At 50.2% G+C, this 23,413-nt stretch carries 23 protein-coding genes; 20 read left to right on the top strand and 3 right to left on the bottom strand.

The window, feature by feature from the left end; genetic code table 11:
- Positions 1 to 9 precede the first annotated feature (9 nt).
- From DWZ45_RS08900 to serS, 11 genes are all read left to right on the top strand, one after another.
- Positions 10 to 720, top strand: a complete 711-nt coding sequence (locus DWZ45_RS08900; protein ID WP_118468657.1) for a zinc metallopeptidase — start codon at positions 10 to 12, stop codon at positions 718 to 720.
- The gene (gene rsmB, locus DWZ45_RS08895) at positions 713 to 2,044 is read left to right on the top strand and encodes a 16S rRNA (cytosine(967)-C(5))-methyltransferase RsmB (RefSeq protein ID WP_118468655.1); all 1,332 of its coding nucleotides are present in this window, start codon (positions 713 to 715) and stop codon (positions 2,042 to 2,044) included. The genes DWZ45_RS08900 and rsmB overlap by 8 nt, the downstream gene beginning before the upstream one ends.
- Before the next feature lie 71 nt (positions 2,045 to 2,115).
- Positions 2,116 to 3,180 (top strand): 23S rRNA (adenine(2503)-C(2))-methyltransferase RlmN, encoded by a 1,065-nt coding sequence (gene rlmN, locus DWZ45_RS08890; RefSeq protein WP_118468653.1) that lies wholly within the window; start codon positions 2,116 to 2,118, stop codon positions 3,178 to 3,180.
- Positions 3,177 to 3,923, top strand: a complete 747-nt coding sequence (locus DWZ45_RS08885) for a Stp1/IreP family PP2C-type Ser/Thr phosphatase (RefSeq protein ID WP_106999962.1) — start codon at positions 3,177 to 3,179, stop codon at positions 3,921 to 3,923. The genes rlmN and DWZ45_RS08885 overlap by 4 nt, the downstream gene beginning before the upstream one ends.
- On the top strand, positions 3,920 to 6,166 hold the full coding sequence (pknB, locus tag DWZ45_RS08880) for a Stk1 family PASTA domain-containing Ser/Thr kinase (RefSeq protein WP_118468651.1): 2,247 nt from the start codon (positions 3,920 to 3,922) through the stop codon (positions 6,164 to 6,166). The genes DWZ45_RS08885 and pknB overlap by 4 nt, the downstream gene beginning before the upstream one ends.
- 25 nt (positions 6,167 to 6,191) lie before the next feature.
- The gene (gene rsgA / locus DWZ45_RS08875) at positions 6,192 to 7,085 is read left to right on the top strand and encodes a ribosome small subunit-dependent GTPase A (protein ID WP_106999960.1); all 894 of its coding nucleotides are present in this window, start codon (positions 6,192 to 6,194) and stop codon (positions 7,083 to 7,085) included.
- A gap of 32 nt (positions 7,086 to 7,117) precedes the next feature.
- A complete protein-coding gene (gene rpe / locus DWZ45_RS08870; protein ID WP_022360278.1) occupies positions 7,118 to 7,783 on the top strand; it encodes a ribulose-phosphate 3-epimerase in 666 nt (221 codons plus the stop codon).
- 5 nt (positions 7,784 to 7,788) lie between these two features.
- On the top strand, positions 7,789 to 8,439 hold the full coding sequence (locus DWZ45_RS08865; protein ID WP_107000407.1) for a thiamine diphosphokinase: 651 nt from the start codon (positions 7,789 to 7,791) through the stop codon (positions 8,437 to 8,439).
- Positions 8,440 to 8,556: 117 nt separating this feature from the next.
- Complete coding sequence (locus tag DWZ45_RS08860) at positions 8,557 to 9,159, top strand: ECF transporter S component (RefSeq protein ID WP_118468649.1); 603 nt, start codon at positions 8,557 to 8,559, stop codon at positions 9,157 to 9,159.
- Between the two features lie 461 nt (positions 9,160 to 9,620).
- Entirely contained in the window at positions 9,621 to 10,457 is an 837-nt protein-coding gene (locus DWZ45_RS08855; RefSeq protein ID WP_118468647.1) for a pyridoxamine kinase, read from the top strand.
- Positions 10,458 to 10,736: 279 nt separating this feature from the next.
- Positions 10,737 to 12,014: a serine--tRNA ligase gene (gene serS, locus DWZ45_RS08850; protein WP_118468645.1), complete on the top strand. Its 1,278-nt coding sequence runs from the start codon at positions 10,737 to 10,739 to the stop codon at positions 12,012 to 12,014.
- A gap of 110 nt (positions 12,015 to 12,124) precedes the next feature.
- On the opposite strand, the gene DWZ45_RS08845 is transcribed toward serS, so the two are convergent.
- Complete coding sequence (locus DWZ45_RS08845; protein WP_118468643.1) at positions 12,125 to 13,867, bottom strand: NFACT RNA binding domain-containing protein; 1,743 nt, start codon at positions 13,865 to 13,867, stop codon at positions 12,125 to 12,127.
- A 144-nt stretch (positions 13,868 to 14,011) separates the two neighbouring features.
- Here DWZ45_RS08845 and DWZ45_RS08840 point away from each other — a divergent pair, with 144 nt between their 5' ends.
- The 9 genes from DWZ45_RS08840 to DWZ45_RS08800 all read left to right on the top strand — a co-directional run bounded on the left by DWZ45_RS08840 (position 14,012) and on the right by DWZ45_RS08800 (position 21,358).
- Positions 14,012 to 14,890, top strand: a complete 879-nt coding sequence (locus tag DWZ45_RS08840) for a YicC/YloC family endoribonuclease (protein WP_118468641.1) — start codon at positions 14,012 to 14,014, stop codon at positions 14,888 to 14,890.
- A 108-nt stretch (positions 14,891 to 14,998) separates the two neighbouring features.
- Complete coding sequence (gmk, locus tag DWZ45_RS08835) at positions 14,999 to 15,619, top strand: guanylate kinase (RefSeq protein WP_022360271.1); 621 nt, start codon at positions 14,999 to 15,001, stop codon at positions 15,617 to 15,619.
- A gap of 17 nt (positions 15,620 to 15,636) precedes the next feature.
- Positions 15,637 to 15,891, top strand: a complete 255-nt coding sequence (gene rpoZ / locus DWZ45_RS08830) for a DNA-directed RNA polymerase subunit omega (protein WP_022360270.1) — start codon at positions 15,637 to 15,639, stop codon at positions 15,889 to 15,891.
- A gap of 274 nt (positions 15,892 to 16,165) precedes the next feature.
- Positions 16,166 to 17,509 (top strand): 30S ribosomal protein S12 methylthiotransferase RimO, encoded by a 1,344-nt coding sequence (rimO, locus tag DWZ45_RS08825; protein ID WP_118468639.1) that lies wholly within the window; start codon positions 16,166 to 16,168, stop codon positions 17,507 to 17,509.
- Positions 17,493 to 18,035, top strand: coding sequence for a CDP-diacylglycerol--glycerol-3-phosphate 3-phosphatidyltransferase (gene pgsA, locus DWZ45_RS08820; protein WP_106999955.1), 543 nt, complete (start codon positions 17,493 to 17,495; stop codon positions 18,033 to 18,035). The genes rimO and pgsA overlap by 17 nt, the downstream gene beginning before the upstream one ends.
- Position 18,036: 1 nt before the next feature.
- Entirely contained in the window at positions 18,037 to 19,290 is a 1,254-nt protein-coding gene (locus tag DWZ45_RS08815; protein ID WP_106999954.1) for a competence/damage-inducible protein A, read from the top strand.
- A gap of 103 nt (positions 19,291 to 19,393) precedes the next feature.
- Positions 19,394 to 19,732: a hypothetical protein gene (locus DWZ45_RS08810; RefSeq protein ID WP_118468637.1), complete on the top strand. Its 339-nt coding sequence runs from the start codon at positions 19,394 to 19,396 to the stop codon at positions 19,730 to 19,732.
- A gap of 122 nt (positions 19,733 to 19,854) precedes the next feature.
- A complete protein-coding gene (locus DWZ45_RS08805) occupies positions 19,855 to 20,952 on the top strand; it encodes a hypothetical protein (protein WP_118468635.1) in 1,098 nt (365 codons plus the stop codon).
- Position 20,953: 1 nt separating this feature from the next.
- On the top strand, positions 20,954 to 21,358 hold the full coding sequence (locus DWZ45_RS08800) for a GerW family sporulation protein (protein ID WP_022360264.1): 405 nt from the start codon (positions 20,954 to 20,956) through the stop codon (positions 21,356 to 21,358).
- A gap of 268 nt (positions 21,359 to 21,626) precedes the next feature.
- Here DWZ45_RS08800 and DWZ45_RS08795 read toward each other — a convergent pair whose 3' ends face one another.
- Both DWZ45_RS08795 and DWZ45_RS08790 read right to left on the bottom strand, forming a co-directional pair.
- Entirely contained in the window at positions 21,627 to 22,694 is a 1,068-nt protein-coding gene (locus tag DWZ45_RS08795) for a HAMP domain-containing sensor histidine kinase (protein WP_118468633.1), read from the bottom strand.
- Complete coding sequence (locus DWZ45_RS08790) at positions 22,691 to 23,368, bottom strand: response regulator transcription factor (RefSeq protein ID WP_118468631.1); 678 nt, start codon at positions 23,366 to 23,368, stop codon at positions 22,691 to 22,693. Before DWZ45_RS08790 ends, DWZ45_RS08795 begins: the two co-directional genes overlap by 4 nt.
- Positions 23,369 to 23,413: the final 45 nt, after the last annotated feature.

The following is a 23,413-nucleotide window of genomic DNA, read 5'->3' as shown; positions in this document are numbered from 1 at the left end:
TGGAGTGATATGTACGGATACGGATATTACAGTATGTTTGATCCGACGATGATTCTGGTATTAATTGGTGTATTTCTGTCATTAGGGGCATCTGCGAAGGTAAAAAGCACCTACGCGCGGTTTTCAAGAGTCCGGAGCATGACCGGCATGACGGGAGCCGAGGCGGCGAGACAGCTTTTAAATTCACAGGGCATTTATGATGTCCAGATCCGCCAGGTGGCAGGCAGCCTGACCGACCACTATGATCCGCGGACCAAGACCGTGAATTTATCTGAGAGTGTATATGGTTCTACTTCGGTCGCGGCGATCGGTGTTGCGGCGCATGAGTGCGGACATGCGATGCAGGATGCATCTGAGTATGTTCCGTTGCGCCTGCGCGGTTCAATGGTGCCGGTGGTCAACATCGGCGCACAGCTTTCCTGGCCTATGATCCTGATTGGTGTCCTGGTCGGCGGCATGGGATCTCCGATCGTTTCACTTGGAATTCTTTTATTTTCCTTGTCGGTGCTGTTCCAGCTGGTGACGCTTCCGGTTGAGTTCAATGCATCCGCGCGTGCGGTACGTCTGCTTGATTCAACAGGGATTCTTCGCGGGGAAGAAGTTGGATATACCAAACAGGTGCTTGGTGCGGCGGCACTGACGTATGTGGCAGCGGCGGCTGGTTCGATTTTACAGCTTCTGCGTCTGATTATATTATTTGGAGGACGACGCGATGACTGATGGAACTGCGCTGCGTGAAATAGCGGCCGAAATTTTGACCGAGATTCTGGAAAAGGGACAGTATACACATCTGGCCCTTTTTCAGGCTCTTTCTAAATATCAGTATCTGGAAAAATCAGACCGCTCGTTTTTAAAACGGATTGTGGACGGGACGGTGGAGTATAAAATCCAGATTGATTATATTATCAACGCATATTCCAAAACAAAAGTTCATAAGATGAAACCGTTTATCCGCACACTTCTGCGGATGAGCGTGTACCAGATTTATTATATGGACCGTGTACCGGATTCGGCGGCGTGCAATGAGGCGGTGCGCCTTGCGAAAAAACGTGGATTTTCCGGACTTTCCGGCTTTGTAAATGGTGTGCTGCGTTCTGTGGCGCGTGGAAAAGGCAAACTGACCTTCCCGGATGATTCAGTGCGGTATTCAATGCCGGACTGGATTTTATCTCTCTGGAAGGAAAACTATGGGGCAGAGACGACGCACAGGATGGCACAGGCTGGTCTGGAGAAACGTCCGTTTATGGTACGGTTTGCCGAGAACCGTGCAGGGAAAGAAGAGATTCTTGCCTCCCTGTCCGCCCAGGGCGTGACGGCAGAGGAGACAGCGACGGGAAGCGGCGTTTACCGTCTGACGGGAGTGGACTATCCAGAGAGTCTGGATGCGTTCCGCGAAGGACTAATCCGGATTCAGGATCTGAGTTCGTCGCTGGCTGGTGATGCGGCGGGTATCAAAGAGGGTGATTTTGTACTCGATGTCTGTGGGGCACCGGGTGGAAAAGGGCTTCATGCGGCGGATCTGCTGCACGGAACTGGACAGGTTGAGATCCGGGATGTGAGTGATTACAAGGTATCTTTGATCAAGGAGAATATTGCCCGCAGCGGCTGTACAAACGTCTCTGCCTGCGCCTGGAATGCGTGTGAATTCGATGCTTCGATGGAGCAGAAAGCGGATGTGGTCATTGCCGATCTGCCGTGTTCAGGACTTGGCATTATCGGACGCAAGCCGGATATCAAATACAACGCTTCAATGGACGGAATCCGGGACTTGGCTGCATTGCAGCGGCAGATGCTGTCGGTGGTCTGGCAGTACGTGAAGCCGGGTGGAGTGCTGGTTTACAGCACCTGCACGGTCAACCGTCTGGAAAATGATGAAAACCGGGCATGGTTTTTAAACGAATATCCATTTGAGCCGGTTGATATCAGTGGTCGTCTGGGGATTGATTTTCAGGAAGACAGCCTGAAAGAGGGATACATCCAGCTCTATCCGGGCGTTCATCCGTGTGATGGATTTTTCATCTCTGTGATGAAAAGAAAAGGATAACTGGACGGAACAGTGTATGAATACAGGAAAGACTCCGAGAGTGCATATAGGAGAGAGGGAGGCAGTCCGATATGGAAAAGCAGGATATAAAATCAATGACGCAGGAGGAACTGCGTGCCTTTTTGGTGAGTCTGGGCGAAAAACCATTCCGGACCGCCCAGATCTATCAGTGGATGCATGAAAAACTGGCATCTTCCTTTGACGATATGACAAACCTTTCCAAGATACTCCGGCAGAAGCTGCAGGACGCGTGCGAGTATGTATCACTGGAAAAGGTACGGGTGCAGATTTCGCAGATCGATGGAACCCGCAAGTACCTGTTCCGCCTCGCGGACGGCAATGTCATCGAGAGTGTCCTGATGCGTTATAAGCATGGAAATTCCGTTTGTATTTCCTCGCAGGTGGGGTGTCGGATGGGCTGCCGTTTCTGTGCTTCGACCCTGGACGGCCTGGAACGGAACCTGCGCCCGTCGGAGATGCTGGACCAGATTTATCAGATTCAGCGCGATACAGGCGAACGCGTTTCCAACGTGGTTGTGATGGGATCGGGTGAACCGCTGGACAATTACGATAACCTGATCCGCTTTATCCATCTTTTGACGGAGGAAGGCGGACTGCATATCAGTCAGCGGAATGTGACGGTTTCCACCTGTGGGCTGGTTCCGAAGATCCGGGAGCTGGCAGATCAGGGACTGACCATCACGCTGGCACTTTCTCTGCATGCGCCGAATGACGAGGTGCGGAAGAGCCTGATGCCGATCGCGCGTACATATGCGTTAAAGGATGTATTGGCGGCCTGTCATTACTATTTTGAAAAAACGGGACGCCGCATGACGTTTGAGTACAGCCTGGTGCAGGGAGTCAACGACAATCTGGACGAGGCGCGCGAGCTGGCGGCGCTGATTCAGGATCAGCACGGGCATGTGAATCTGATTCCGGTCAATCCGATCAAGGAGCGCTCTTATGTACAGTCGGGACGGAAAGCGATCGAAGCATTTAAGGGATGTCTGGAATCTAAGGGAATCAATGTGACAATCCGGCGTGAGATGGGGCGCGACATAGACGGTGCCTGCGGACAGCTCCGGAAGAGCTATATGGATAAAGAGCAGGAGAAAGAAGGTGCGGCAGTCAAATGAAAGCATACGCACTGACGGATATCGGAAAAACTCGTAAGGTCAATCAGGATGCTCAGTTTGCCAGCACGGAGCCGGTGGGAGAACTTTCCAACCTGTTTGTCGTGGCGGACGGAATGGGCGGTCATCAGGCGGGAGATTTTGCTTCGCGCTATCTGATCGAGCATATGCCGGAATATATCAAAGAGAGTGGTGAGAATGAGCCGGTCGCGGCGCTTCGAAAGGGGATCGAGGCAGTCAATCAGGAACTTTATACCCTTTCCTGTGAGCGCGAGGAGCTTGCCGGCATGGGAACAACGCTGGTAGCGGCTTCAATTCAGGGAAATACACTCTACGTGGCAAACGTGGGGGACAGCCGTCTCTACCGGATTGAGCGCTCCGGCATTCATCAGATTACCCGGGATCATTCCTACGTGGAGGCGATGGTCTCGCTGGGACAGATGAGCCGCGGCAGCCGGGAATATGAGACGAAGAAAAATATCATTACCCGCGCAGTCGGGATCGGTGGGCATGTGGAGCCGGATTTCTTTGAGGTTTCACTGAACCCGGGCGATTACATACTGCTGTGTTCGGACGGGTTAACCAATATGGTGGATAATTCAGCAATTTACCGGATGGTGCTTCTGCCGGGAACCCTGGACACCAAGGCAAGGGCGCTCACGGCGCTCGCAAACCAGAACGGCGGGAAAGATAATATCGCGGTCATATTGATTGACCCGCAGATCAAGGAGGTGAGAGAATCATGATGCTGAAACCGGGAACTTATCTGCAGGATCGCTATGAGATCCTCTCACTGATTGGCACGGGCGGCATGTCAGAGGTGTATCAGGCAAAATGCCACACTCTGAACCGTCTGGTGGCGATCAAGGTTTTAAAGGATGAGTACAGCCAGGATGCGAATTTCGTCAGCAAATTCAAGATGGAGGCGCAGGCGGCGGCAGGGCTTTCCCATCCCAATATTGTGAGTGTTTATGACGTTGTGGATGAGGGCAGTCTTCATTATATCGTCATGGAACTCATCGAGGGAATCACGCTGAAAAGCTACATTCTCAAGAAAGGTCATCTGGGCGTCAAAGAAACGATTGGAATTGCCATCCAGGTAGCGCAGGGGCTGGCAGCGGCACATGACCAGCATATTGTGCACCGGGACATCAAACCGCAGAATATGATTATCTCGCGTGACGGCAAGGTGAAGGTGGCGGATTTCGGTATTGCCAGAGCTGTATCGTCCCAGACGATCGGGGTCAATGCGGTCGGTTCCGTGCATTATATCTCGCCGGAGCAGGCAAAAGGAAATTATAGCGACGGACGAAGCGATCTGTATTCACTGGGAATCACGATGTATGAGATGCTAACAGGAAAACTTCCGTTTGACGGGGATAACCCGGTTTCAGTGGCACTGGCGCATTTGGAAGAACCGGTGCAGCCGCCGAGCCGCATCAACCCGGAGGTGTCGGCAAGCCTGGACCGCATTATTTTAAAATGTACCCAAAAAAAGCCGGAACGCCGTTACCAGAATGCGTATGAGCTGATCGCGGATCTGCGCCATGCGCTGGTGGATCCAAACGATGATTTCCTGAAAAAAGAACCGGAATTTGATGAAAATTCCCCGACAGTCGTGCGCGGGGCAGAGGAACTGAACCGCCAGATGGAGGCACAGAGAAATCGAAATCTGGAACAGACGATGGAACATCCGGCAGTGAGTGAAAAGACCGGACCGGTTCCGACAGAAAATGAACGTGGTGAGGTAGTCTGGAAAGAGCCGGAACCGTCGGAGAACGAGATAGAAGGTTGGCAGGAAGAAGAGACGGATGTCTATGAGGAAGAAACCTCAAGGCGCCCAGACCGTAGACGGAAGGGACGCCGTATAGAAGAAGACAGCGAGGATGTCAATCCGCAGATGGAGCGCCTGCTTACGATGATTGGAATCGGTGCAGCCGTATTGATTGTGGTGGTTGTGATTGTCATTGCTGCGAAGTTGACAGGCATCTTTAATCTGGGATCTGGTAGTCAGAAGCATCCGAAGACGACCGTTGAAGCTTCTTCGGATGCGTCTGAGAGCGAGAGTCTGGAATCAACGGAGTGCAGGGTTCCGCCTCTGGACGGCATGACGGAGGATGAGGCGAAGACAGCATTGGAAAAGCAGTCGTTGAAAATCCGTTATGAATATGAAAAGTCGGAAACCTCTGAAAAGGGGAAGGTCATCGGTCAGAGTATTGCCAGCGGCACGGTTGTCTCGAAACAGACGGAAGTTATCGTCACGATCGGAGAAGGCAATGAGGCAATAGATTTGACGAAACTTGGACTGGAAGAGATGTCCGGCGAGGATGCAGAGACGCTTCTGGCAGAAGAAAATAAACTGACCGTAGTAGTGCAGAAAGAGAGCAGCGATACGGTTGCCTCCGGTATAGTGATCCGATACAGTCCGTCCAGCGTGGATCCAGGCGGTACGGTGACGCTGTATGTCAGCACAGGTCCGAACGTACCGACGGTACCGATGCCGAGGATTACAGGGCTTTCAGAGGAAAATGCAAAAGTTGTTCTGGAAGCGGTCGGATTAGAGCTTGGCGAGCGCAAGGAAGCGAAGAGTTCAGAAGTGGCAAAGGGCAAGATCATCAGTCAGGATGTCCTGGAGAAAACAGATACACCGGAGGGAAGTGCCATTGGCTATACAGTCAGTCTGGGAAAAGGAACCCGCTATGTGGCGGCGATCAACGATGAATTCCAGATGAGTGAACTGTTTGGACCAAGTTCCGGAGATACGCATATCCGCGTCAGTATTGTGATGAAGCAGACGATTGCCGGCAATACTGTGACTAAGACGGTCATGGAACCGAGGGAGATCGGCGGCGATATCACGCTTCCGATTCATTATAATATCGAGGGAGCGGACGGTGTGCAGACAGGTGAGCTGCAGATCCTCGATCTGACGAACGATCGGGTTCTAAAAACGTATCAGCTTGAATTTGTGGAAGTTTCAGATAATTAATAAGAGGTAGTTGTAAGGTACAGATATGCAGGGAAAGATAATTAAAGGGATCGGCGGTTTCTATTATGTACACGACGGTATTGGAAAGGTATATGAATGCCGTGCAAAGGGAATTTTCCGAAATCGCGGCATCAAGCCGCTGGTAGGCGATGACGTGGAGATCAGTGTTCTCGATGAGGAGAAGGCGACAGGCAATCTCGATGAGATCCTTCCTCGTAAAAACCGTCTGATCCGCCCGGCGGTTTCAAATGTTGATCAGGCGGTGGTGGTTTTTGCCATCACCGATCCGATGCCAAATTTAAACCTTCTCGACCGCTTCCTCGTCATGATGGAACGGCAGGAAGTTCCGGTCAGCATCTGTTTCAACAAGATCGATCTGGTTGATGCAGCCGAGCAGGAGAAGCTGCGTGCGATCTATGAACCGGCGGGCTATCCGGTGCATTTTATCAGCACCTACGAAAAATCAGGGCTGGAGGAGTTTCATCGGTTGATCATTGGGAAAACAACGGTCTTAGCAGGACCTTCGGGTGTCGGAAAATCGTCGATCACGAACTTTATCCAGCCGGAGGCACAGATGGAAACGGGCGGTATCAGTGAGAAGATCCGCCGGGGCAAACATACGACGCGCCATTCAGAACTGTTTTTCGTGGAAGAGAGCACCTATATGATGGATACGCCGGGATTCAGTTCTCTCTATATCGAGGATTTGGAGCCGGAGGCGCTCAAGGACTTTTTCCCGGAATTTGAGGCATATGAGGATGAATGCCGTTTCTTAGGCTGTGTCCACATTGGCGAGCGCGAATGCGGCGTCAAGACGGCGGTGCAGGAGCATAAGATCGGGCAGAGCCGGTATGACAATTACCGTTTGATGTATCAGGAATTAAAAGAGAAAAAGAAATACGGCAGAAGCAGCCGTTGAGGATATTATACAAAAAATGGGAGGAAAGAACCATGATTATATTATCACCTTCGATTCTGGGGGCAGATTTTACGAAGCTGGGAGAGCAGGTCGCTGAGGTGGACAAGGCAGGCGCACAGTACATCCATCTGGATGTGATGGATGGCGCGTTTGTGCCGAGTATCTCCTTTGGAATGCCGGTAATTAAGAGCCTGCGCCCGGTGACGGATCGTGTGTTTGACGTACACATGATGGTGGAAGAACCGGGACGTTACGTAGAGGATATCAAAAAAGCGGGGGCGGATCTGATCTGTGTGCATCAGGAAGCCTGTCTTCATCTGGACCGCACGATCGCGCAGATCCGTGAGGCAGGGCTGCAAACAGGTGTAGCGTTAAATCCGGCGACCCCGGTCGAGACACTGGATGTTATTTTGCCGGAGGTGGACATGGTTCTTCTGATGACGGTCAACCCGGGATTTGGCGGTCAGAAATTTATTCCATATACGGTAGAAAAAATCAAGAAGCTGCGCGCAATGTGCAGCGAGAGGGGACTTTCCACCCGCATTGAGGTGGACGGAGGAATCACGCCGGACAATGTGCGGACGGTATTAGAGGCAGGAGCCGATGTGATCGTGGCGGGAAGCGCCGTATTTAAGGGAAACCCGGCTGGGAATGTAAAAACATTTTTAAATATTTTTCAGGAATTTGAACAGGGATGATGAAGATGAAGCGTTGTTTGATTGTGACAGGCGGAACGATTGATATTGCGTTTGCGAAAGATTTTCTCTCACAGCGCTCGTATGACTATGTAATTGCGGCAGATGCGGGGCTGGAGGTTCTGCGCCCGCTGCATATTTCTCCGAATGCGGTGGTCGGCGATCTGGACACGGTGGACAAAAAGGTTCTGGAAGAATATCAGAACCAGCCGGACATCGAATTTGAGATCCATAAACCGGAGAAGGATGAGACGGATACGGAGCTGGCGCTTTTGACGGCGGCGCGCCAGGGCTGTGAGGCAGTTGATATCCTGGGGGCGCTGGGCGGCCGTATGGATCACGCCATCGGCAATATCCAGCTGATGTATCAGTTTTTCTGCCAGGGAATGGAAGTGAATATTTATGATGCCCGCAACCGCCTGTATCTTCTGGGCGGGCATAAGGTATTTCACCGGGAAGAGGTGTATGGAAAATACATTTCGTTCCTGCCGATGACCGAGACTGTCGAGGGACTGACGCTGCGGGGATTTAAATACCCGCTCCAGCGGCGGACGATCGGGCTGGGGACGAGTCTCTGCATCAGCAATGAACTCAAACGGGAAGAGGGCATTCTGGAGCTGGAGAGAGGCGTCCTTTTGTGCGTGGAGGCACATGATTAATTCGGATAAAAAAGTGGCAAGTTAAAACTGACCTGCTTAAAATGATAAAAACTGTATGTTTTTCAGGGGACAAGATTGTGCTATGATGAGTCCAATAACAAGGGAGGATGAAACATCATGGCAAACAAATCAAATCAGGCTTACAAGATCGCGATGGTCGGTCTGCTGGCAGCTCTCTCCTATGTCGTATTTACATACGGACAGGTGAAGATCACACTTCCGGGCGGCGATGCAACTTCCATTCATCTGGGAAATGCAGTCTGTGTCATCGGGGCACTCTTAGTCGGCGGCTTTTACGGCGGTTTGGGAGGTGCTATCGGCATGACGATAGGTGACCTTCTCGATCCGGTTTATATTGTATATGCACCGAAGACATTTATCTGCAAACTCTGCATCGGACTGATCGCCGGATTCGTAGCACATCGTATGGGCAAAATTGACCGGAGCACCGATAAGAACCACATCCTTAGTTTTACGATTGCAGCAGCGGTGGCAGGTCTTTTATTCAACGTCATTGCAGATCCGCTGATTGGATATTATTATAAACTCTGGATCATTGGTAAACCGGCGGCAGAGCTTACACTTGCATGGAATATCGCAGCGACTTCGATCAATGCGGTGACATCTACGATTGCGTCTGTTGTTATATATATGGCAGTTCGTCCGGCACTCCGCAAGGCAGGTTTTCTGGATGCATTGTCTGTAGAAGCGAGAGCATAAGGCAATTTATCTCAGTCGAGAAGAATTAAAATGAAATACATACAGGAGACTGTGATTGGGCAGAATGGGAAAAACATCTGTCCGGGCGCAGTCTCCTTGTTGCGTCATTGGAGTGTGCGGTTTATAAAACACAAATGCATAGATACACGCTTGTAGAAACCAGAATCATGCTGCAGGCAGTCGTATCTGCCGCGAGAATATGTTAGATTATAAAGTTGCTTAAAATGATGTTGGGGTCAAAAGACGTTTTGACCCCTCTGATACCAGATTGCTCCGCACTATATGCTCCCGCAATCTTCGAAAACATTCGTAATTCGCTCATTTTTCTTTGAAAAATGGCTACTTACTCATGTTTTTGGCGGGTCCCAAGGTCAAAAATTCTCCTGCAAGCAAGCTTGCGTCGAACTTTTGACCTTTTGACCCTGGTATCTTAAAATTAAGAAAATGAGGAAAAAGTATACATGGAAGGAATGCAGAAGAAAATAGCAGTTTTAAATGACCTGTCAGGCTACGGGCGCTGTTCGCTGACGGCGGCGATGCCGGTTATCAGCGCCCTCAAGGTACAGTGCTGTCCGGTGGTAACGGCGGTGCTGTCCAATCACGCGGGATATCCGGAATGCTATATGGATGATTATACCGATCGGATGGAGGCATACCTGGAGCCGTGGCGGAAGATGGGATTTGAGATGGACGGAATCATGACTGGATTCTTAGGTTCTGCCAGACAGGCGTCGATCGTGGCAGATTTTATCCGGGATTTCAAACGGGAAAATACGCAGGTTTTGGTAGATCCGACGATGGGCGACCACGGACATCTCTACAGCGTCTGTGACGAGGAGCTGATCGAGGCGATGCGGGAGCTGATGCAGTATGCGGACGTTGTCACGCCAAATCTGACTGAGGCCTGTGCCCTGACGGACACGCTGTATCAGGAAAATGGATGGAGTAAGCGCAAGCTCTCAGATCTGACCTGGAAGCTTCACCTTTTGGGCGCGCGGTCAGTCATTTTGACAGGCGTGGTCAAGGGCAAACAGATCCTCAACGTGATCCATGAGCGCGGCAAGGATCCGGTCTTTCATGCAACTAAATTTGTGGCGGGCAATTACCACGGAACCGGGGATGTCTTTGCAGCAGTCATCGGTGCCAGCATGGTGCGAGGTGTGCCGATGGAGGAAGCCGTCAGACGGGCGGCAGCTTTTACAAAAAAATGTGTGGAAAAGACAGAAGAACTTGGTGCCCCGGAGCAGGACGGACTGTGCCTGGAGGCGTGTCTGTCCTATTTGACGAAGTTGAGTTAAATATAATGGGCAGTCTATCCTGTTTTGTATCAAGAAGAACAGAGGTTACAGTTCACGGGTAGGCACTTTTGGAACCGAAAGTGCCGTAAGAAAACGTGGTGGCAGCAGGAATTTGCCGTATTTAAATGCGAAGCCACGGCAAATTCCGTTACTGTTCACGTATGCGTGAACAGTAACGAACAGAGGAACTCTTGAAACAGGGCTTTTCATTCGTACAAAGTTGTAGTATAATTATAATTAATTTTCGTGCAGTTAATTGCATAACAGTAGGAGGAAGATATGTTAGATCTTAAATTCGTCAGAGAAAATCCTGACATTGTAAAGCAGAATATTAAAAATAAGTTCCAGGACAAGAAACTTCCGCTGGTAGATGAGGTAATTGAGCTGGATGCCAAGAATCGTACAGCGAAGAAGGAAGCAGACGATCTGCGTGCGAACAAGAACAAGATTGCAAAACAGATCGGTGCTCTGATGGGGCAGGGAAAGAAAGAGGAAGCAGAAGAGCTGAAAAAACAGGTAGCAGAGCAGTCCGCCCGCCTGTCTGAGCTGGAAGAGCAGGAGAAGGATCTGGGCGAGCGCATCTTAAAGATTATGATGACCATCCCGAACATCATTGATCCGAGTGTTCCGATCGGTAAAGACGACAGCGAGAACGTAGAGATTGAGCGCTTCGGCGAGCCGGTGGTACCGGATTTCGAGATTCCTTACCACACCGAGATTATGGAGAAATTCAACGGCATCGATCTGGACAGCGCCAGAAAGGTAGCTGGAAATGGTTTCTATTACCTGATGGGCGATATCGCAAGACTTCATTCTGCTGTTATCGCATATGCAAGAGATTTCATGATTGACCGTGGATTTACCTACTGTATCCCGCCGTTCATGATCCGCAGCAATGTTGTAACCGGCGTTATGAGTTTTGATGAGATGGATGCGATGATGTACAAGATCGAGGGCGAGGATCTCTACCTGATCGGTACCAGCGAGCACTCCATGATCGGTAAATTCATTGATACCGTAGTTCCGGAGGAAGAGCTTCCGAAGACACTGACCAGCTATTCTCCGTGTTTCCGTAAGGAGAAGGGCGCTCACGGCATCGAGGAGAGAGGCGTATACCGCATCCACCAGTTTGAGAAACAGGAAATGATCGTAGTCTGCAAACCGGAAGATAGCAAGATGTGGTATGACAAACTGTGGAAGAACACCGTAGACCTGTTCCGTTCCATGGATATTCCGGTTCGTACTCTGGAGTGCTGTTCCGGAGATCTGGCTGATCTGAAAGTCAAATCCGTTGATGTAGAGGCATGGTCCCCGCGTCAGAAAAAATATTTCGAGGTTGGAAGCTGCTCCAACTTAGGCGATGCACAGGCAAGACGTCTGAAGATCCGTGTCAACGGCAAAGACGGTAAATACTTTGCACACACCCTGAACAACACTGTAGTAGCTCCGCCGCGTATGCTGATCGCATTCTTAGAGAACAATCTTCAGGCAGACGGTTCTGTCCGCATTCCGGAGGTTCTGCGTCCATATATGGGTGGTAAGAGCGAGATTCGCTAAGTTCATTTGTGTCCAGTAAAAAACGCCATGGGCTGTGTGCCTGTGGCGTTTTTTTTACTGGACTCATTGTGAATTGCAGAAATATAGATATTGTCTTCTTTCAGGCGGCATTATGATGGCAGTTCTTCCAGCTGATTCGACGGCGTCGCCATCATCGAATAATTCGTATGATAAATCACAAATCCCGGAGCAGCGCCCGCTACTTTTTTGACCTGCTTTTTCTGTACATAATCGATCTCAACTTTTTCATTTTCCCGTCCCTTGGAATAGTAGGCAGCCAGCCCGGCAGCTTCCTCGAAGGTGCGGTCCGGAAGCTCTTTTCCTTCGGATTTCACAATGACATGGGAACCCGGAATTCCTTTTGCGTGGAACCACCAGTCATTTCCAGTCGCGATCTTGAAGGTCAGCTCCTCATTCTGGTAGTTGTTTTTGCCGACGTAGATATGGAATCCGTTTGAGGAAAGGTAGTGGAATGGGCGGCTTGTGATTTTCACTTTCTTTCCAGCCGGACCGTGCTTTTTGATGAAGCCATATTCCGTCAGCTCCTGCTTGATCTGGGTCAGATCTTCCTCCTTTAAGGCAATATCGAGGGAGGTACTGATGGATTCGAGGTGCTCGATCTCCTGCTTCGTCTCCTCAATGAGCTGGCTCTGAGCCTCGAAAGTACGTTTGAGTTTTCCATATTTGTCAAAATACTTCTGAGAATTTTCGCGGGCGGTCAGCTGCGGGTCAAGTGGGATCTTGACCTCTTTTCCTGTGTAGTAGTTCGTGCAGACAAGTTCTTTTTCGCCGCCGGTCAGCTCATAACCGTAGGTGTTTAACAGCTCGCCGTAGAGCTTGTATTTATCCCGTTTTTCGGTGTCCTTTAACTGTTTCTGCTGCAAATCGTATTTTTTATAATTGCGCTCCAGGGCAGTCTGGACGATCCGGCGCAGATCCGAGGATTTCTGGCGGATTCGTGTGATGACGTTCTTGGACGCATAGTAGGTCTCCAGCACTTTACTGATCGAATCAAAGTGTTCGACCTGATATTCCGGCGGGAACGAGGTCAATGGGAGAGCAGCAAATTCCATTGGCTCATCTTCACGGTATACGATGCAAGGCGAGAACTGTCCATTTTTGATGGATTCCATTACCAGTTCCAGCGTGTGCCCGAGGTGCGTGCGCTCCAGCTCATTCAGTTCCGATGCGGGGCGGTCGGCATCGATCGATGCCTCATAGCAGAATTCTTCTGCCATGACCGGGCTGATACCGGTGAAATTCGTGTAAATGGCTTTTCCTGCCGGTGCCGGTGACTGTGCCAGAATGGCGGCGAAATCATCGGCAGATGCAGTCAGCGGATCCTGCTTTGCGACCGTCTGCGGGAGGAAATATTGCCGTCCCGGCAGAACCTCGCGCACGGAGCTGACCTGCACGGAGATATGTTTGATACTGTCGAGGATCGTGCCGTCAGGGCTGCAGAAAATGATATTGCTGTATTTTCCCATCAGTTCGACGATAAGCAGCTTGCGGCAGAGGTCACCCATCTCGTCCAGATGTTCGATCTCAAAATGAATACAGCGTTCCAGACTCGGCTGGCTGACCGACACGATGCGTCCGCTTCCGATGTGCTTGCGAAGCAGCATGCAGAAATTCGGGGCAGTCATCGGTCCCTGCTTGTTGGTATCCGTTAGATATGCCAGCGGAAGACTTGCGTTGACCGAGAGAAGAAGTCGTTTCGTCTCCCGGAAGTTCTTTATGGTAAAAAGAAGTTCATCGCGCTCGGTCTGCGTGATCTTTGCGATCTTGCCGCCGGTAAGCGCGTCACTAAACTCCTTAACCAGGTTTGCGATTACAATTCCGTCAAATGCCATGGTTTTGGTGCTCCTTTATTTGTGTAGTATCTACTATTATAATGAAAGAAGACACGAAAAACAATCACTTTTAAATTCGGTTGACGCTTGCGGCGATTTGCATTATAATACCATTATCTATGGATGAAAGAGAGAGGCGTCACTATGCTTAAAAGTATGACTGGATTTGGCCGATGCGAGATGGCAACGGATGAATATAAGATTTCTGTGGAGATGAAGGCGGTAAACCACCGTTACCTGGATCTCAGCATTAAGATGCCGAAGAAATTTAATTACTTTGAGGCGGCGATTCGCGCGCAGCTCAAGAAATACATTCAGCGGGGAAAGGTAGATGTCTTTATTTCCTATGAAGATTATACGGATGAGAAGATGTCCTTAAAGTACAATCGTTCCCTGGCCGGCGAGTATATGGATTATTTCCGTCAGATGGCGGACGAGCTTGGAATTCCGAATGACGCGACGGTGATGCGTCTTGCACGGTGTCCGGAGGTCTTTACGATGGAGCAGGCGCCGGAGGACGAGGAGCATATGTGGCAGATTCTCGAAAAGGCGATCGGCGAGGCGGCAGAGAAATTTGTCGAGACACGCACACGCGAGGGTGAGAATCTGAAGCAGGATCTGCTTGGCAAGCTGGACTATATGGTAACGCTGGTCGATCAGATTGAAGAACGTTCCCCGAAGATCGTGGAAGAATACCGGGCGAAACTGGAAGATAAGGTGAAAGAACTTCTGGAAGGAAGCAGCGTCGATGAAGGTCGGATTGCGGCAGAGGTTGTGATTTTTGCAGATAAGATCTGCACCGATGAGGAGACGGTCCGCCTGAGAAGCCACATCGAGGCGACCCGCAAGGAGCTGACGGCGGGCGGAAGCGTCGGACGTAAGCTGGATTTCATTGCACAGGAGATGAACCGCGAGGCGAATACGATCCTTTCCAAGGCAAACGATCTGGAGGTTTCCGATTGTGCGATTGCACTCAAGACAGAGATCGAGAAAGTCAGAGAGCAGATTCAGAATATTGAATAGCCGATCATGCTGGAAGAGGTATTCACGGAAAGTTGCCGTTGGCGGTGAAAATACGGAGAATATGAAATATTGTAATAATAGATAGAATTTAGAAAGCAGGCGAAATATATGGATAATCAGGGAGTACTGGCAGTTATATCCGGATTTTCAGGGGCAGGCAAGGGAACATTGATGCGTGCATTGCTGGAGCGGTATGACAATTATGCCCTTTCCATCTCCGCGACCACCCGCGCACCGCGCGAGGGCGAGGTTGATGGAAGAGAGTATTTCTTTAAGACCCGGGAAGAGTTCGAACAGATGATCGAACACGATGAGCTGGTCGAATACGCCCAGTATGTCGGTAACTATTACGGCACACCGAAGGAGTATGTGTTTTCCAACCTGAAAGCGGGCAAGGATGTCCTTTTGGAGATTGAGATTCAGGGTGCCCTGAAAATCAAGAAGAAATTCCCGGAGGCAGTTCTCATTTTTGTCACGCCGCCGAGTGCCGGGGAGCTTAGAAACCGGCTGGCAGGTCGTGGAACCGAGACACCTGAGAAGATTGCCGCACGGCTTTCGAGAGCAGCGGAGGAGTCCAAGCAGATGGATGACTACGATTTCATTCTGGTGAATGATGAGGTAGACCGCTGTGTAGAAGAAATGCACGCACTGATTCAGGCGATGCATGCCAGAACAGAAAATCACAAGACTTTGATTGAAAAAATAAAAGAAGAGATGAAGCAATTCTGAAAGGAGAAAGATGTATTATGATGCTGCGTCCGTCATATCTTGACTTAATTAATGTTGTAAACAAAGAGGCTGAGCCGGGGAAAGAACCGCTGATTCAGAGCCGTTACTCCATCGTAATTGCGACTGCAAAGCGTGCAAGACAGCTGATCGCCGGTGATGAGGCACTGGTCATTGAGAATGGAAGAAAACCGCTTTCGATCGCGATCGACGAGCTGTACCATTCTAAGGTTAAAATTGTAGCAGAGAACGATTCCCCGGAGGAAGAGGTCTAAAAGGTGACAGAAGACCGTCCCGTGTTCATTATGTACATGGAGATGGTCTTTTCTTAGATATAGAGTAACTGTTCAGTAGGTCTGCGCATTTACTGCGCTGACCGTACGAAAACATGGGCCAGCAGGCAAAAATCCCATTGCCGTAGGCAATTTTTAATGGATTTTTGCGCGTGACTGTGAAGGTACTGAACAGTTACGATATAGAATTTTTGTGACGGTTCAAATCGATTATGGTTACAGAAATTTTTTAAATATGGTATTAGGAGAGAATTGAATGAAATTACTTTGTATATCCCTTGGCTGCGATAAAAACCTGGTTGATGCAGAGCGTATGCTGGGTTCGCTGAGCCAGGATGGGTACACGTTTACCGATGACGAGCAGGAGGCAGATGTCATTCTGGTCAATACCTGCTGCTTTATCAACGATGCCAAGGAGGAGAGTGTCAACACTATCTTAGAGATGGCAGAGTACAAAAAGAGCGGAACCTGCAAGGCGCTCTTAGTCAGCGGCTGTATGGCACAGCGTTACAAGGAAGAGATCCTGCAGGAGGTGCCGGAGGTGGACGGTATTCTCGGTACGACCAGCTATGATGAGGTCAGCAAGGTGCTGGCGGAGGCGCTGAAGGGCGAGCGGGTATCTGATTTCCACGATTTGTCCGAACTTCCGGAGACGAAGATGCGGAGCAAACGTCTGGTGACGACCGGCGGACATTATGCTTTTTTAAAGATTTCCGAGGGCTGTAACAAACGGTGTACCTATTGTATTATCCCGTCCCTGCGTGGACCGTACCGCAGTGTGCCGATGGAGCAGCTTCTCACAGAGGCAAAGGAGCTCGCGGATCAGGGTGTGAAGGAACTGATTCTTGTCGCACAGGAGACGACGCTTTACGGCGTGGATTTGTATGGAGAGAAGACCCTGCCGAAACTTTTACATGAACTGGCACAGATCGATGGAATCGAATGGATCCGTATCCAGTACTGTTATCCGGAGGAGATCACCGAGGAGTTGATTCAGGCGATCAAGACGGAGGAAAAAGTCTGTCACTACCTGGATATTCCGATCCAGCACGCGAGCGATGCCGTTCTCAAGCGGATGGGGCGCCGCACGAATCAGGCGGAGCTTCGGGAGCGGATCGCGCATCTGCGGGAAGAGATCCCAGATATTGCACTCCGCACGACCTTAATTTCCGGTTTCCCGGGTGAGACACAGGAGGATCATGAGGAACTGATGCGGTTCGTCGATGAGATGGAATTTGACCGCCTGGGCGTGTTTGCATACTCTGAAGAAGAGGACACACCGGCAGCCGGATATCCGGATCAGGTACCGCAGGAGGTCAAGGAAGACCGCCGCGACGAGATCATGGAGCTGCAGCAGGAGATTGCCTTTGAGAAAGCCGAGGATATGAAAGACCGTGTGCTTGAGGTTATGATCGAGGGAAAAGTGGCAGACGAGAATGCTTTCGTGGGACGTACCTATAAGGACGCGCCGAACGTAGATGGTTTGATTTTTGTCAATGCGGATGTTCCGCTGATGTCCGGCGATTTCTGCCGTGTCCGCGTAACGGGAGCACTCGAATATGATTTGATAGGAGAGTTGGCTGATGAATTTACCGAATAAGCTTACGACGCTTCGCGTCATCATGATTCCGTTTTTTGTGTTTTTTCTTCTCTGGCAGAATGGTGAAAACCGTACCTTCCGTATGATTGCACTGGCACTGTTTATCATAGCCAGCCTGACCGATCTTCTGGATGGAAAGATTGCCAGAAAGTACAATCTGGTTACGAACTTTGGAAAATTTATGGATCCGCTCGCGGACAAGCTCTTAGTGTGCTCGGCGCTCATCTGTCTGATCGAGCTGAACGCGCTTCCAGCCTGGATGGTTATCGTCATCATCAGCCGGGAGTTTATCATCAGCGGATTCCGTCTGATCGCCTCGGACAACGGAGTTGTCATCGCCGCCAGCTATTGGGGCAAATTTAAGACGACGTTTCAGATGGTATCAGTGGTGTTATTGATTCTGGATATTCCGGCGCTTGCGTTTGTCACGACGATCTGTGTCTGGATCGCGCTGCTGCTGACGATTGTGTCACTTGTTGATTATATTTACAAGAATCATAAAATACTGACAGAAGGGAGTATCTGATATGATAGTCGAACTGATCTCGGTAGGAACAGAGCTGCTGCTTGGCAATATCGTCAATACCAATGCGCAGTATTTATCGGAAACGTGTGCAAAGCTGGGGCTTAACGTCTATTACCAGACGACGGTAGGGGACAACCGGGAGCGCATGACAGAAGTCTTCCGGACGGCGCTCTCAAGAGCCGATCTCGTTATCATCGGCGGCGGTCTGGGACCGACGGAGGATGATATCACGAAGGATGTCTGCGCGGAGCTGATGGGAATGCCGTTAGTCGAGGATCCGGAGGTGCGGGCACATCTGGAGGATTGGTACCGGCAGCGCAAGCGCACCGATATTCCGGATAGCAACTGGCGTCAGGCGCTGGTGCCGGAGGGCGCGGTGGTATTTTCCAACACAAACGGCACAGCTCCAGGACTTGCCCTGGAGAAAAACGGTAAGACCGCGATTCTTCTTCCGGGACCGCCGAACGAACTGTATCCGATGGTGGAAGATCAGGTTTGTGCTTATATTCAGAAACGATCTGACTGTGTGATCTATTCCCAGATGCTCAAAATCTGCGGATACGGGGAGAGCAAGGTGGAGGAGATGCTTCTCGACCTCATCGACCAGCAGACGAACCCGACGATTGCGACCTATGCAAAGACGAAAGAAGTACATCTGCGCGTGACCGCGAGAGCCGAGAGCGAAGACGCAGCAAAACAGCTGTTAAAACCGGTTATCAAAGAGATCAAGAAACGGTTCGGTAATGCGGTTTACACGACGGATGAGCATGAGAATCTGGAGGATGTCGTTGTCCGCCTCTTAAAGAAATACGACCTGACTGTGACAACCGCAGAGTCCTGCACAGGCGGTCTGATCGCCGGACGCATCGTCAACGTGCCGGGGGCTTCAGAGGTCTTTAACGAGGGATACGTGACGTATTCCAACAAGGCAAAGAAAAAGATCCTGGGCGTCAGCAAGGCGACCCTGAAAAAATACGGCGCGGTCAGCGAACAGACGGCGCGTGAGATGGCTGCAGGCGGTGTATTTACGACGGATGCGGATGCCTGTATCGCTGTGACCGGCATCGCCGGACCGGACGGCGGAACCGAGGAGAAACCGGTGGGACTCGTCTATATCGCATGTTATATGAAGGATAAAGTCAAAGTAGAGGAATACCATTTCCGCGGAAACCGCGAGAAGGTGCGTGAGCAGACGGTGATTCAGGCACTGGATCTGCTGAGACGGTCGATTATTAAGAATTATAAAAAAGATTGATCATGTAAAGGAGGGAGAGCTGACAGGCGGGGAAAAATAGCCGGAAACGAGCTGTTTTTAGAGCGCCATGGATCAGGCTCTCCTTTTTTAGGAGGCGGGGACGATGATTTGGTATAAATATCTGTATCTGGGAGAAACTGCTAAAAAGCATCGTTTTTCGATTCTACAGAAACTCCGCCTCGGAAAGGTACAGCCGGGCGTTCACGTGATCACGCCTGCCTCAGGCGGACACAACCTGCTTGACATCCTGCCTGCCTATGTGCTCCGGCAGAATTATTACCGGGAGCAGGCGGATCTGCTGATCGTAGGGGTCGGCGCGAGCTACCAGGATGCCGTGGAAACGGTGGGGCGGATTGTGGATGAGACGTACCGCGAGACGGGTGGATTGGATGTGAAGACGTATCTGAGAGAGAAGGAAGACAGGCTGAGGAAAAAGAGGTAAGTATTTTGCAGCCTTTGATGAAGTTTTTTTGGACTGAAAATGTCTTTTGACCCCAACATCATATGATACAGAGCTGATACATGAATTTGTCAATGAAAGAATAAGAAGTGGGAGGGGATGGATTGCTGCATATTTTGTTCATAATCTTGAAAATACTCGGAATCCTGCTTCTTGTCATTCTGGGACTGTTGTTTCTGTGCCTGTTGGCGGTTTTATTTGTCCCGATTCGATACCGGGGGAACGGAAGCTACCACAGTATCAAGGATTTTGGCGTGCATCTGCATATCCATTGGCTGCTTCATGCGGTGTCGCTGCGGATTGCTTATGAAAATGGGCTTCGATATGCGGTTAAGTTGTTTGGATTCCGGATTTTCGGGAGTGAGAGTGAAGAGAAAGATACGGAATCTGGGCGTGTGCGGGAAGGCACGCAGGCAGCGGATTCGGATGAGCTGGAATTTGTAAATGCGCAGGAGAAAACAGAGGATGATGATTTAGACACCGGTGAACTGATTTTGCGGGCGGAAGCAGCATCGGAGAAGACAGACGCCGCGATCGAGAAAGCGGAGGAAACTGCCAGGCTGCTGGAGGAGGCGGTGAAGAGACGGAGTGCGCAGAGGGAGGCGGAAATGTCTCAAGCTGTGAAGAATGCAGATGCATTTCCAGATGTGAAGGAGGCGGGAGTGTCCGAGGCAGAAGGAGAAACGCATCGGGCAAAGAATGAATTAAAATCAAATCCCAGCCAGGAAAAGCGTGAATCGTTCCTTCATAGAATCATTAGCTGGTTCAAACAAAAATGGAGCGCCCTGCGGCAATCCCTCTCAAAGCTGCTTACCCGAATCAACAACCTGGAGCACAAACGCCAATCCGTCCTTGCATTTATAGAAAATGAAGAAAATCAGAAGTCATTTCGCCTGATCAAACGCCAGCTCATGCGAGTTCTGCGGCATATATTTCCCAGAAAGCTGTCCGGGCAGGTTACGTTTGGCGTGGAGGATCCTTATTTGATGGGACAAATTTTGAGTGTGGCGGCTTTTTTGTATCCAGTTTACGGAAAGAAGATTGATTTGACTCCGGTCATGGATGCAAATGCGCTGGACGGGGAGCTTTCGTTCCGGGGCAGAGTCCAGATTGGCGTGCTGGCATTGATGGCGCTTCGGATCTGGATGGATAAGAATGTACGGACACAGGTTTATAAATATAGAAACCGAGGAGGAAGATAATATGGCAGACAATCAGTTTGCATCGACAATCGGTGCATTATTTCAGGGTATGGATGAGTTCGTCACGACGAAGACAGTCGTGGGAGAGCCGGTGACAGTTGGCGATGCGATTATACTTCCACTCGTGGATGTAACCTGCGGCATGGCGGCGGGCGCGTTTGGTCAGTCGGCGAAAGAGAAGAATGCGGGCGGCATGAGCGCCAAGATGACGCCGAGCGCGGTGCTGGTCATTCAGAATGGCATGACGAAGGTGGTCAATATCAAGCATCAGGATGCATTGACCAAGGTTCTCGACATGGCACCGGATCTCGTCAATAAATTTGTCGGCGGAAGCACCGGACCGATCGATGCGGAGACGATGCAGACAGCTGAGAAGATGGCGGGCGAGATGGAAGAGAAGAAATAAAGAAATTAAAATCAAAACGCTTCATAGAATGATCATAGCACACGACCGAATGTCAGATGTCTCTGGCAATGATCGCCTGCTATTTAACTTCTTTTGAAAACAGACATTTCAGAGAGGTATCATTCTATGAAGCGTTTATTTGGTTTAGTTCTTTTTTCAATGGGATTTGGCATGACCCTGGTGCTCATTTTCCCAAAGAATTTTCTATGGGTCAGCATCGCCATTTCTCTGATGATTGTCGGGTACAATATGTTTTGCCGATGAGATTCTATGCTTTTTCAAGCGGCAGAATCACTGTAAAGCAGCTACCCTCGTCCACCTGGCTGGATACCTCGATGGTACCGTGCATCAGGTCGATGATCCGTTTCGTGATGGAAAGTCCCAGCCCGTTGCCCTTTTCATTGGGATCAGAGTTCCTGCTGTAAAATTTTTCAAAGATCCGTTTCATCGTGGCGTCATCCATGCCGACGCCGGTATCGCGGATGGAGATGCGCACCTTATCTCCTGTGATGACGAGTTTGGCAGAAAGCATACCGCCAGCCGGGGTGAATTTGATGGCATTTTGCAGGAGATTGATCCAGACCTGCTGCAGCATCTCACAGTTGCCGTAAAATTTGCACGCCGTCAGATCAATGTCGAGATTCAGATGCTTTTTCTCCCAGAGCGGTTCCAGCAGAAGAATCGCCTGACGGATTTGTTCGTCGAGGCTGAACGTCGTGCGGCCAGTCACGATCTCCTGCTTTTCCAGGCGGGAAAGCAGAAGAATGTTGCCGGTCATTGTGGTGAGCTGGCGCGTGCTGTCGATGATGATGCGCGTGTATTCATTCCGGTCCGCCTCTGAGAGAGATGGATCCTGCAGCAATGTCGCATAGCCCTCGATGGCGGCGAGCGGTGTCTTGAACTCATGGGAAACCGTGGTCACGAAATCATTTCGCAGCGATTCGATGCTGTTTAACTCCTGCACCATACGGTTAAAATTGTCGGTTAGTTCACAGATCGCCTGCAAAGACTTCGAATTTGGCACATGAACGGAAAAGTCTCCGTCTGCTACCTGCTTAGCGGCAAGGCTGATGGAACCGATCGGGCGGAGGATTTTCGACCAGAGGAACAGCGACAGCGCGATACTGAACGCAAGGCTGCTCAAAAATGACATCAGACGCGGAAAATTCGGACCGAAAATCCGAAAAACTTCGTGTTTATCTGTTCCGCTTGTGAGCATCGAGACAAAATATCCGGTCAGCATCGGTATCAACGAGGACACCAGGAAGAAAAAGACCAGGAGGGTCAGCCAGTAGAGTGGAATCTGGAAATATTTGGTAAAGTTCTTGTTGATCATGCTTCTGTTTTCACCGCCTTATAGCCGAGACCCCGCACGGTCATGATGATAAAATCATCGCAGTTTTTAAACCGTTCGCGCAGCCGGTTGACATGCACATCGACCGTCCGTTCGTCGGTTGTCGAGTCAAGCCCCCAGATTTCGTCCATGAGCTGCTGCCTCGTGAAAATCTTATTTGGATAAGAAAGTAATTTATATAGAAGATAAAATTCTTTCTGCGGCAGAAGTGTCTCCTGCCCGTTGACCGTGACCGTCAGTGCATCGTAGTCGAGAATCGTATTTTGGCAGACAATCCGATGCTCCGTCGCGATCTTGGCGCGTTTGAGCAGGGCGCCAACCCGCAGAACCATCTCATTGACATCGATCGGCTTCACCATATAGTCATCCGTGCCTGCCTGAAAGCCGCGCTGCTTGTCTTCGAAGCGCTCTTTGGCGGTGATAATCAGGATCGGCATTGTAAATCCACTCGTCCGCAGGTGATCAATCAGTTCATATCCGTCCATTCCGGGCATCATAATATCCGAAATAATGAGATCTACATATTCAGAATCTAAAAGAGATAATGCTTTTTCGCCGCTTTCTGCCGGAAGCGCCAGATAACCACTGTTGGTGAGTACCGTGCAGAACAGGGAACGCAGCTTCGCATCATCTTCTACCACGAGAATGTGAAACATATCCGTAAAACCTCCCTATAATTCAATTAAAAAGATGTAATATCA

The organism is Clostridium sp. AF32-7AC, from assembly GCF_003477925.1.
In the GTDB taxonomy this organism is placed as follows: Bacteria; Bacillota; Clostridia; order Lachnospirales; family Lachnospiraceae; genus Otoolea; species Otoolea fessa.
The sequence above is the reverse complement of the archived record's forward strand: the minus strand, read 5'-3'. Positions and strand labels throughout refer to the sequence as shown.

Excerpts from the sequence above, each read along its gene's own strand:
- rpe (WP_022360278.1), top strand. The coding sequence starts at position 7,118 with ATGATTATATTATCACCTTCGATTCTGGGGGCAGATTTTACGAAGCTG.
- DWZ45_RS08840 (WP_118468641.1), top strand. The coding sequence starts at position 14,012 with ATGCTTAAAAGTATGACTGGATTTGGCCGATGCGAGATGGCAACGGAT.
- pgsA (WP_106999955.1), top strand. The coding sequence starts at position 17,493 with ATGAATTTACCGAATAAGCTTACGACGCTTCGCGTCATCATGATTCCG.
- DWZ45_RS08885 (WP_106999962.1), top strand. The coding sequence starts at position 3,177 with ATGAAAGCATACGCACTGACGGATATCGGAAAAACTCGTAAGGTCAAT.
- gmk (WP_022360271.1), top strand. The coding sequence starts at position 14,999 with ATGGATAATCAGGGAGTACTGGCAGTTATATCCGGATTTTCAGGGGCA.
- serS (WP_118468645.1), top strand. The coding sequence starts at position 10,737 with ATGTTAGATCTTAAATTCGTCAGAGAAAATCCTGACATTGTAAAGCAG.
- rpoZ (WP_022360270.1), top strand. The coding sequence starts at position 15,637 with ATGATGCTGCGTCCGTCATATCTTGACTTAATTAATGTTGTAAACAAA.
- DWZ45_RS08800 (WP_022360264.1), top strand. The coding sequence starts at position 20,954 with ATGGCAGACAATCAGTTTGCATCGACAATCGGTGCATTATTTCAGGGT.
- DWZ45_RS08860 (WP_118468649.1), top strand. The coding sequence starts at position 8,557 with ATGGCAAACAAATCAAATCAGGCTTACAAGATCGCGATGGTCGGTCTG.
- pknB (WP_118468651.1), top strand. The coding sequence starts at position 3,920 with ATGATGCTGAAACCGGGAACTTATCTGCAGGATCGCTATGAGATCCTC.
- DWZ45_RS08845 (WP_118468643.1), bottom strand. The coding sequence starts at position 13,867 with ATGGCATTTGACGGAATTGTAATCGCAAACCTGGTTAAGGAGTTTAGT.
- rsmB (WP_118468655.1), top strand. The coding sequence starts at position 713 with ATGACTGATGGAACTGCGCTGCGTGAAATAGCGGCCGAAATTTTGACC.
- DWZ45_RS08900 (WP_118468657.1), top strand. The coding sequence starts at position 10 with ATGTACGGATACGGATATTACAGTATGTTTGATCCGACGATGATTCTG.
- DWZ45_RS08815 (WP_106999954.1), top strand. The coding sequence starts at position 18,037 with ATGATAGTCGAACTGATCTCGGTAGGAACAGAGCTGCTGCTTGGCAAT.
- DWZ45_RS08790 (WP_118468631.1), bottom strand. The coding sequence starts at position 23,368 with ATGTTTCACATTCTCGTGGTAGAAGATGATGCGAAGCTGCGTTCCCTG.
- rimO (WP_118468639.1), top strand. The coding sequence starts at position 16,166 with ATGAAATTACTTTGTATATCCCTTGGCTGCGATAAAAACCTGGTTGAT.
- DWZ45_RS08865 (WP_107000407.1), top strand. The coding sequence starts at position 7,789 with ATGAAGCGTTGTTTGATTGTGACAGGCGGAACGATTGATATTGCGTTT.
- rlmN (WP_118468653.1), top strand. The coding sequence starts at position 2,116 with ATGGAAAAGCAGGATATAAAATCAATGACGCAGGAGGAACTGCGTGCC.
- DWZ45_RS08810 (WP_118468637.1), top strand. The coding sequence starts at position 19,394 with ATGATTTGGTATAAATATCTGTATCTGGGAGAAACTGCTAAAAAGCAT.
- DWZ45_RS08855 (WP_118468647.1), top strand. The coding sequence starts at position 9,621 with ATGGAAGGAATGCAGAAGAAAATAGCAGTTTTAAATGACCTGTCAGGC.
- DWZ45_RS08795 (WP_118468633.1), bottom strand. The coding sequence starts at position 22,694 with ATGATCAACAAGAACTTTACCAAATATTTCCAGATTCCACTCTACTGG.
- rsgA (WP_106999960.1), top strand. The coding sequence starts at position 6,192 with ATGCAGGGAAAGATAATTAAAGGGATCGGCGGTTTCTATTATGTACAC.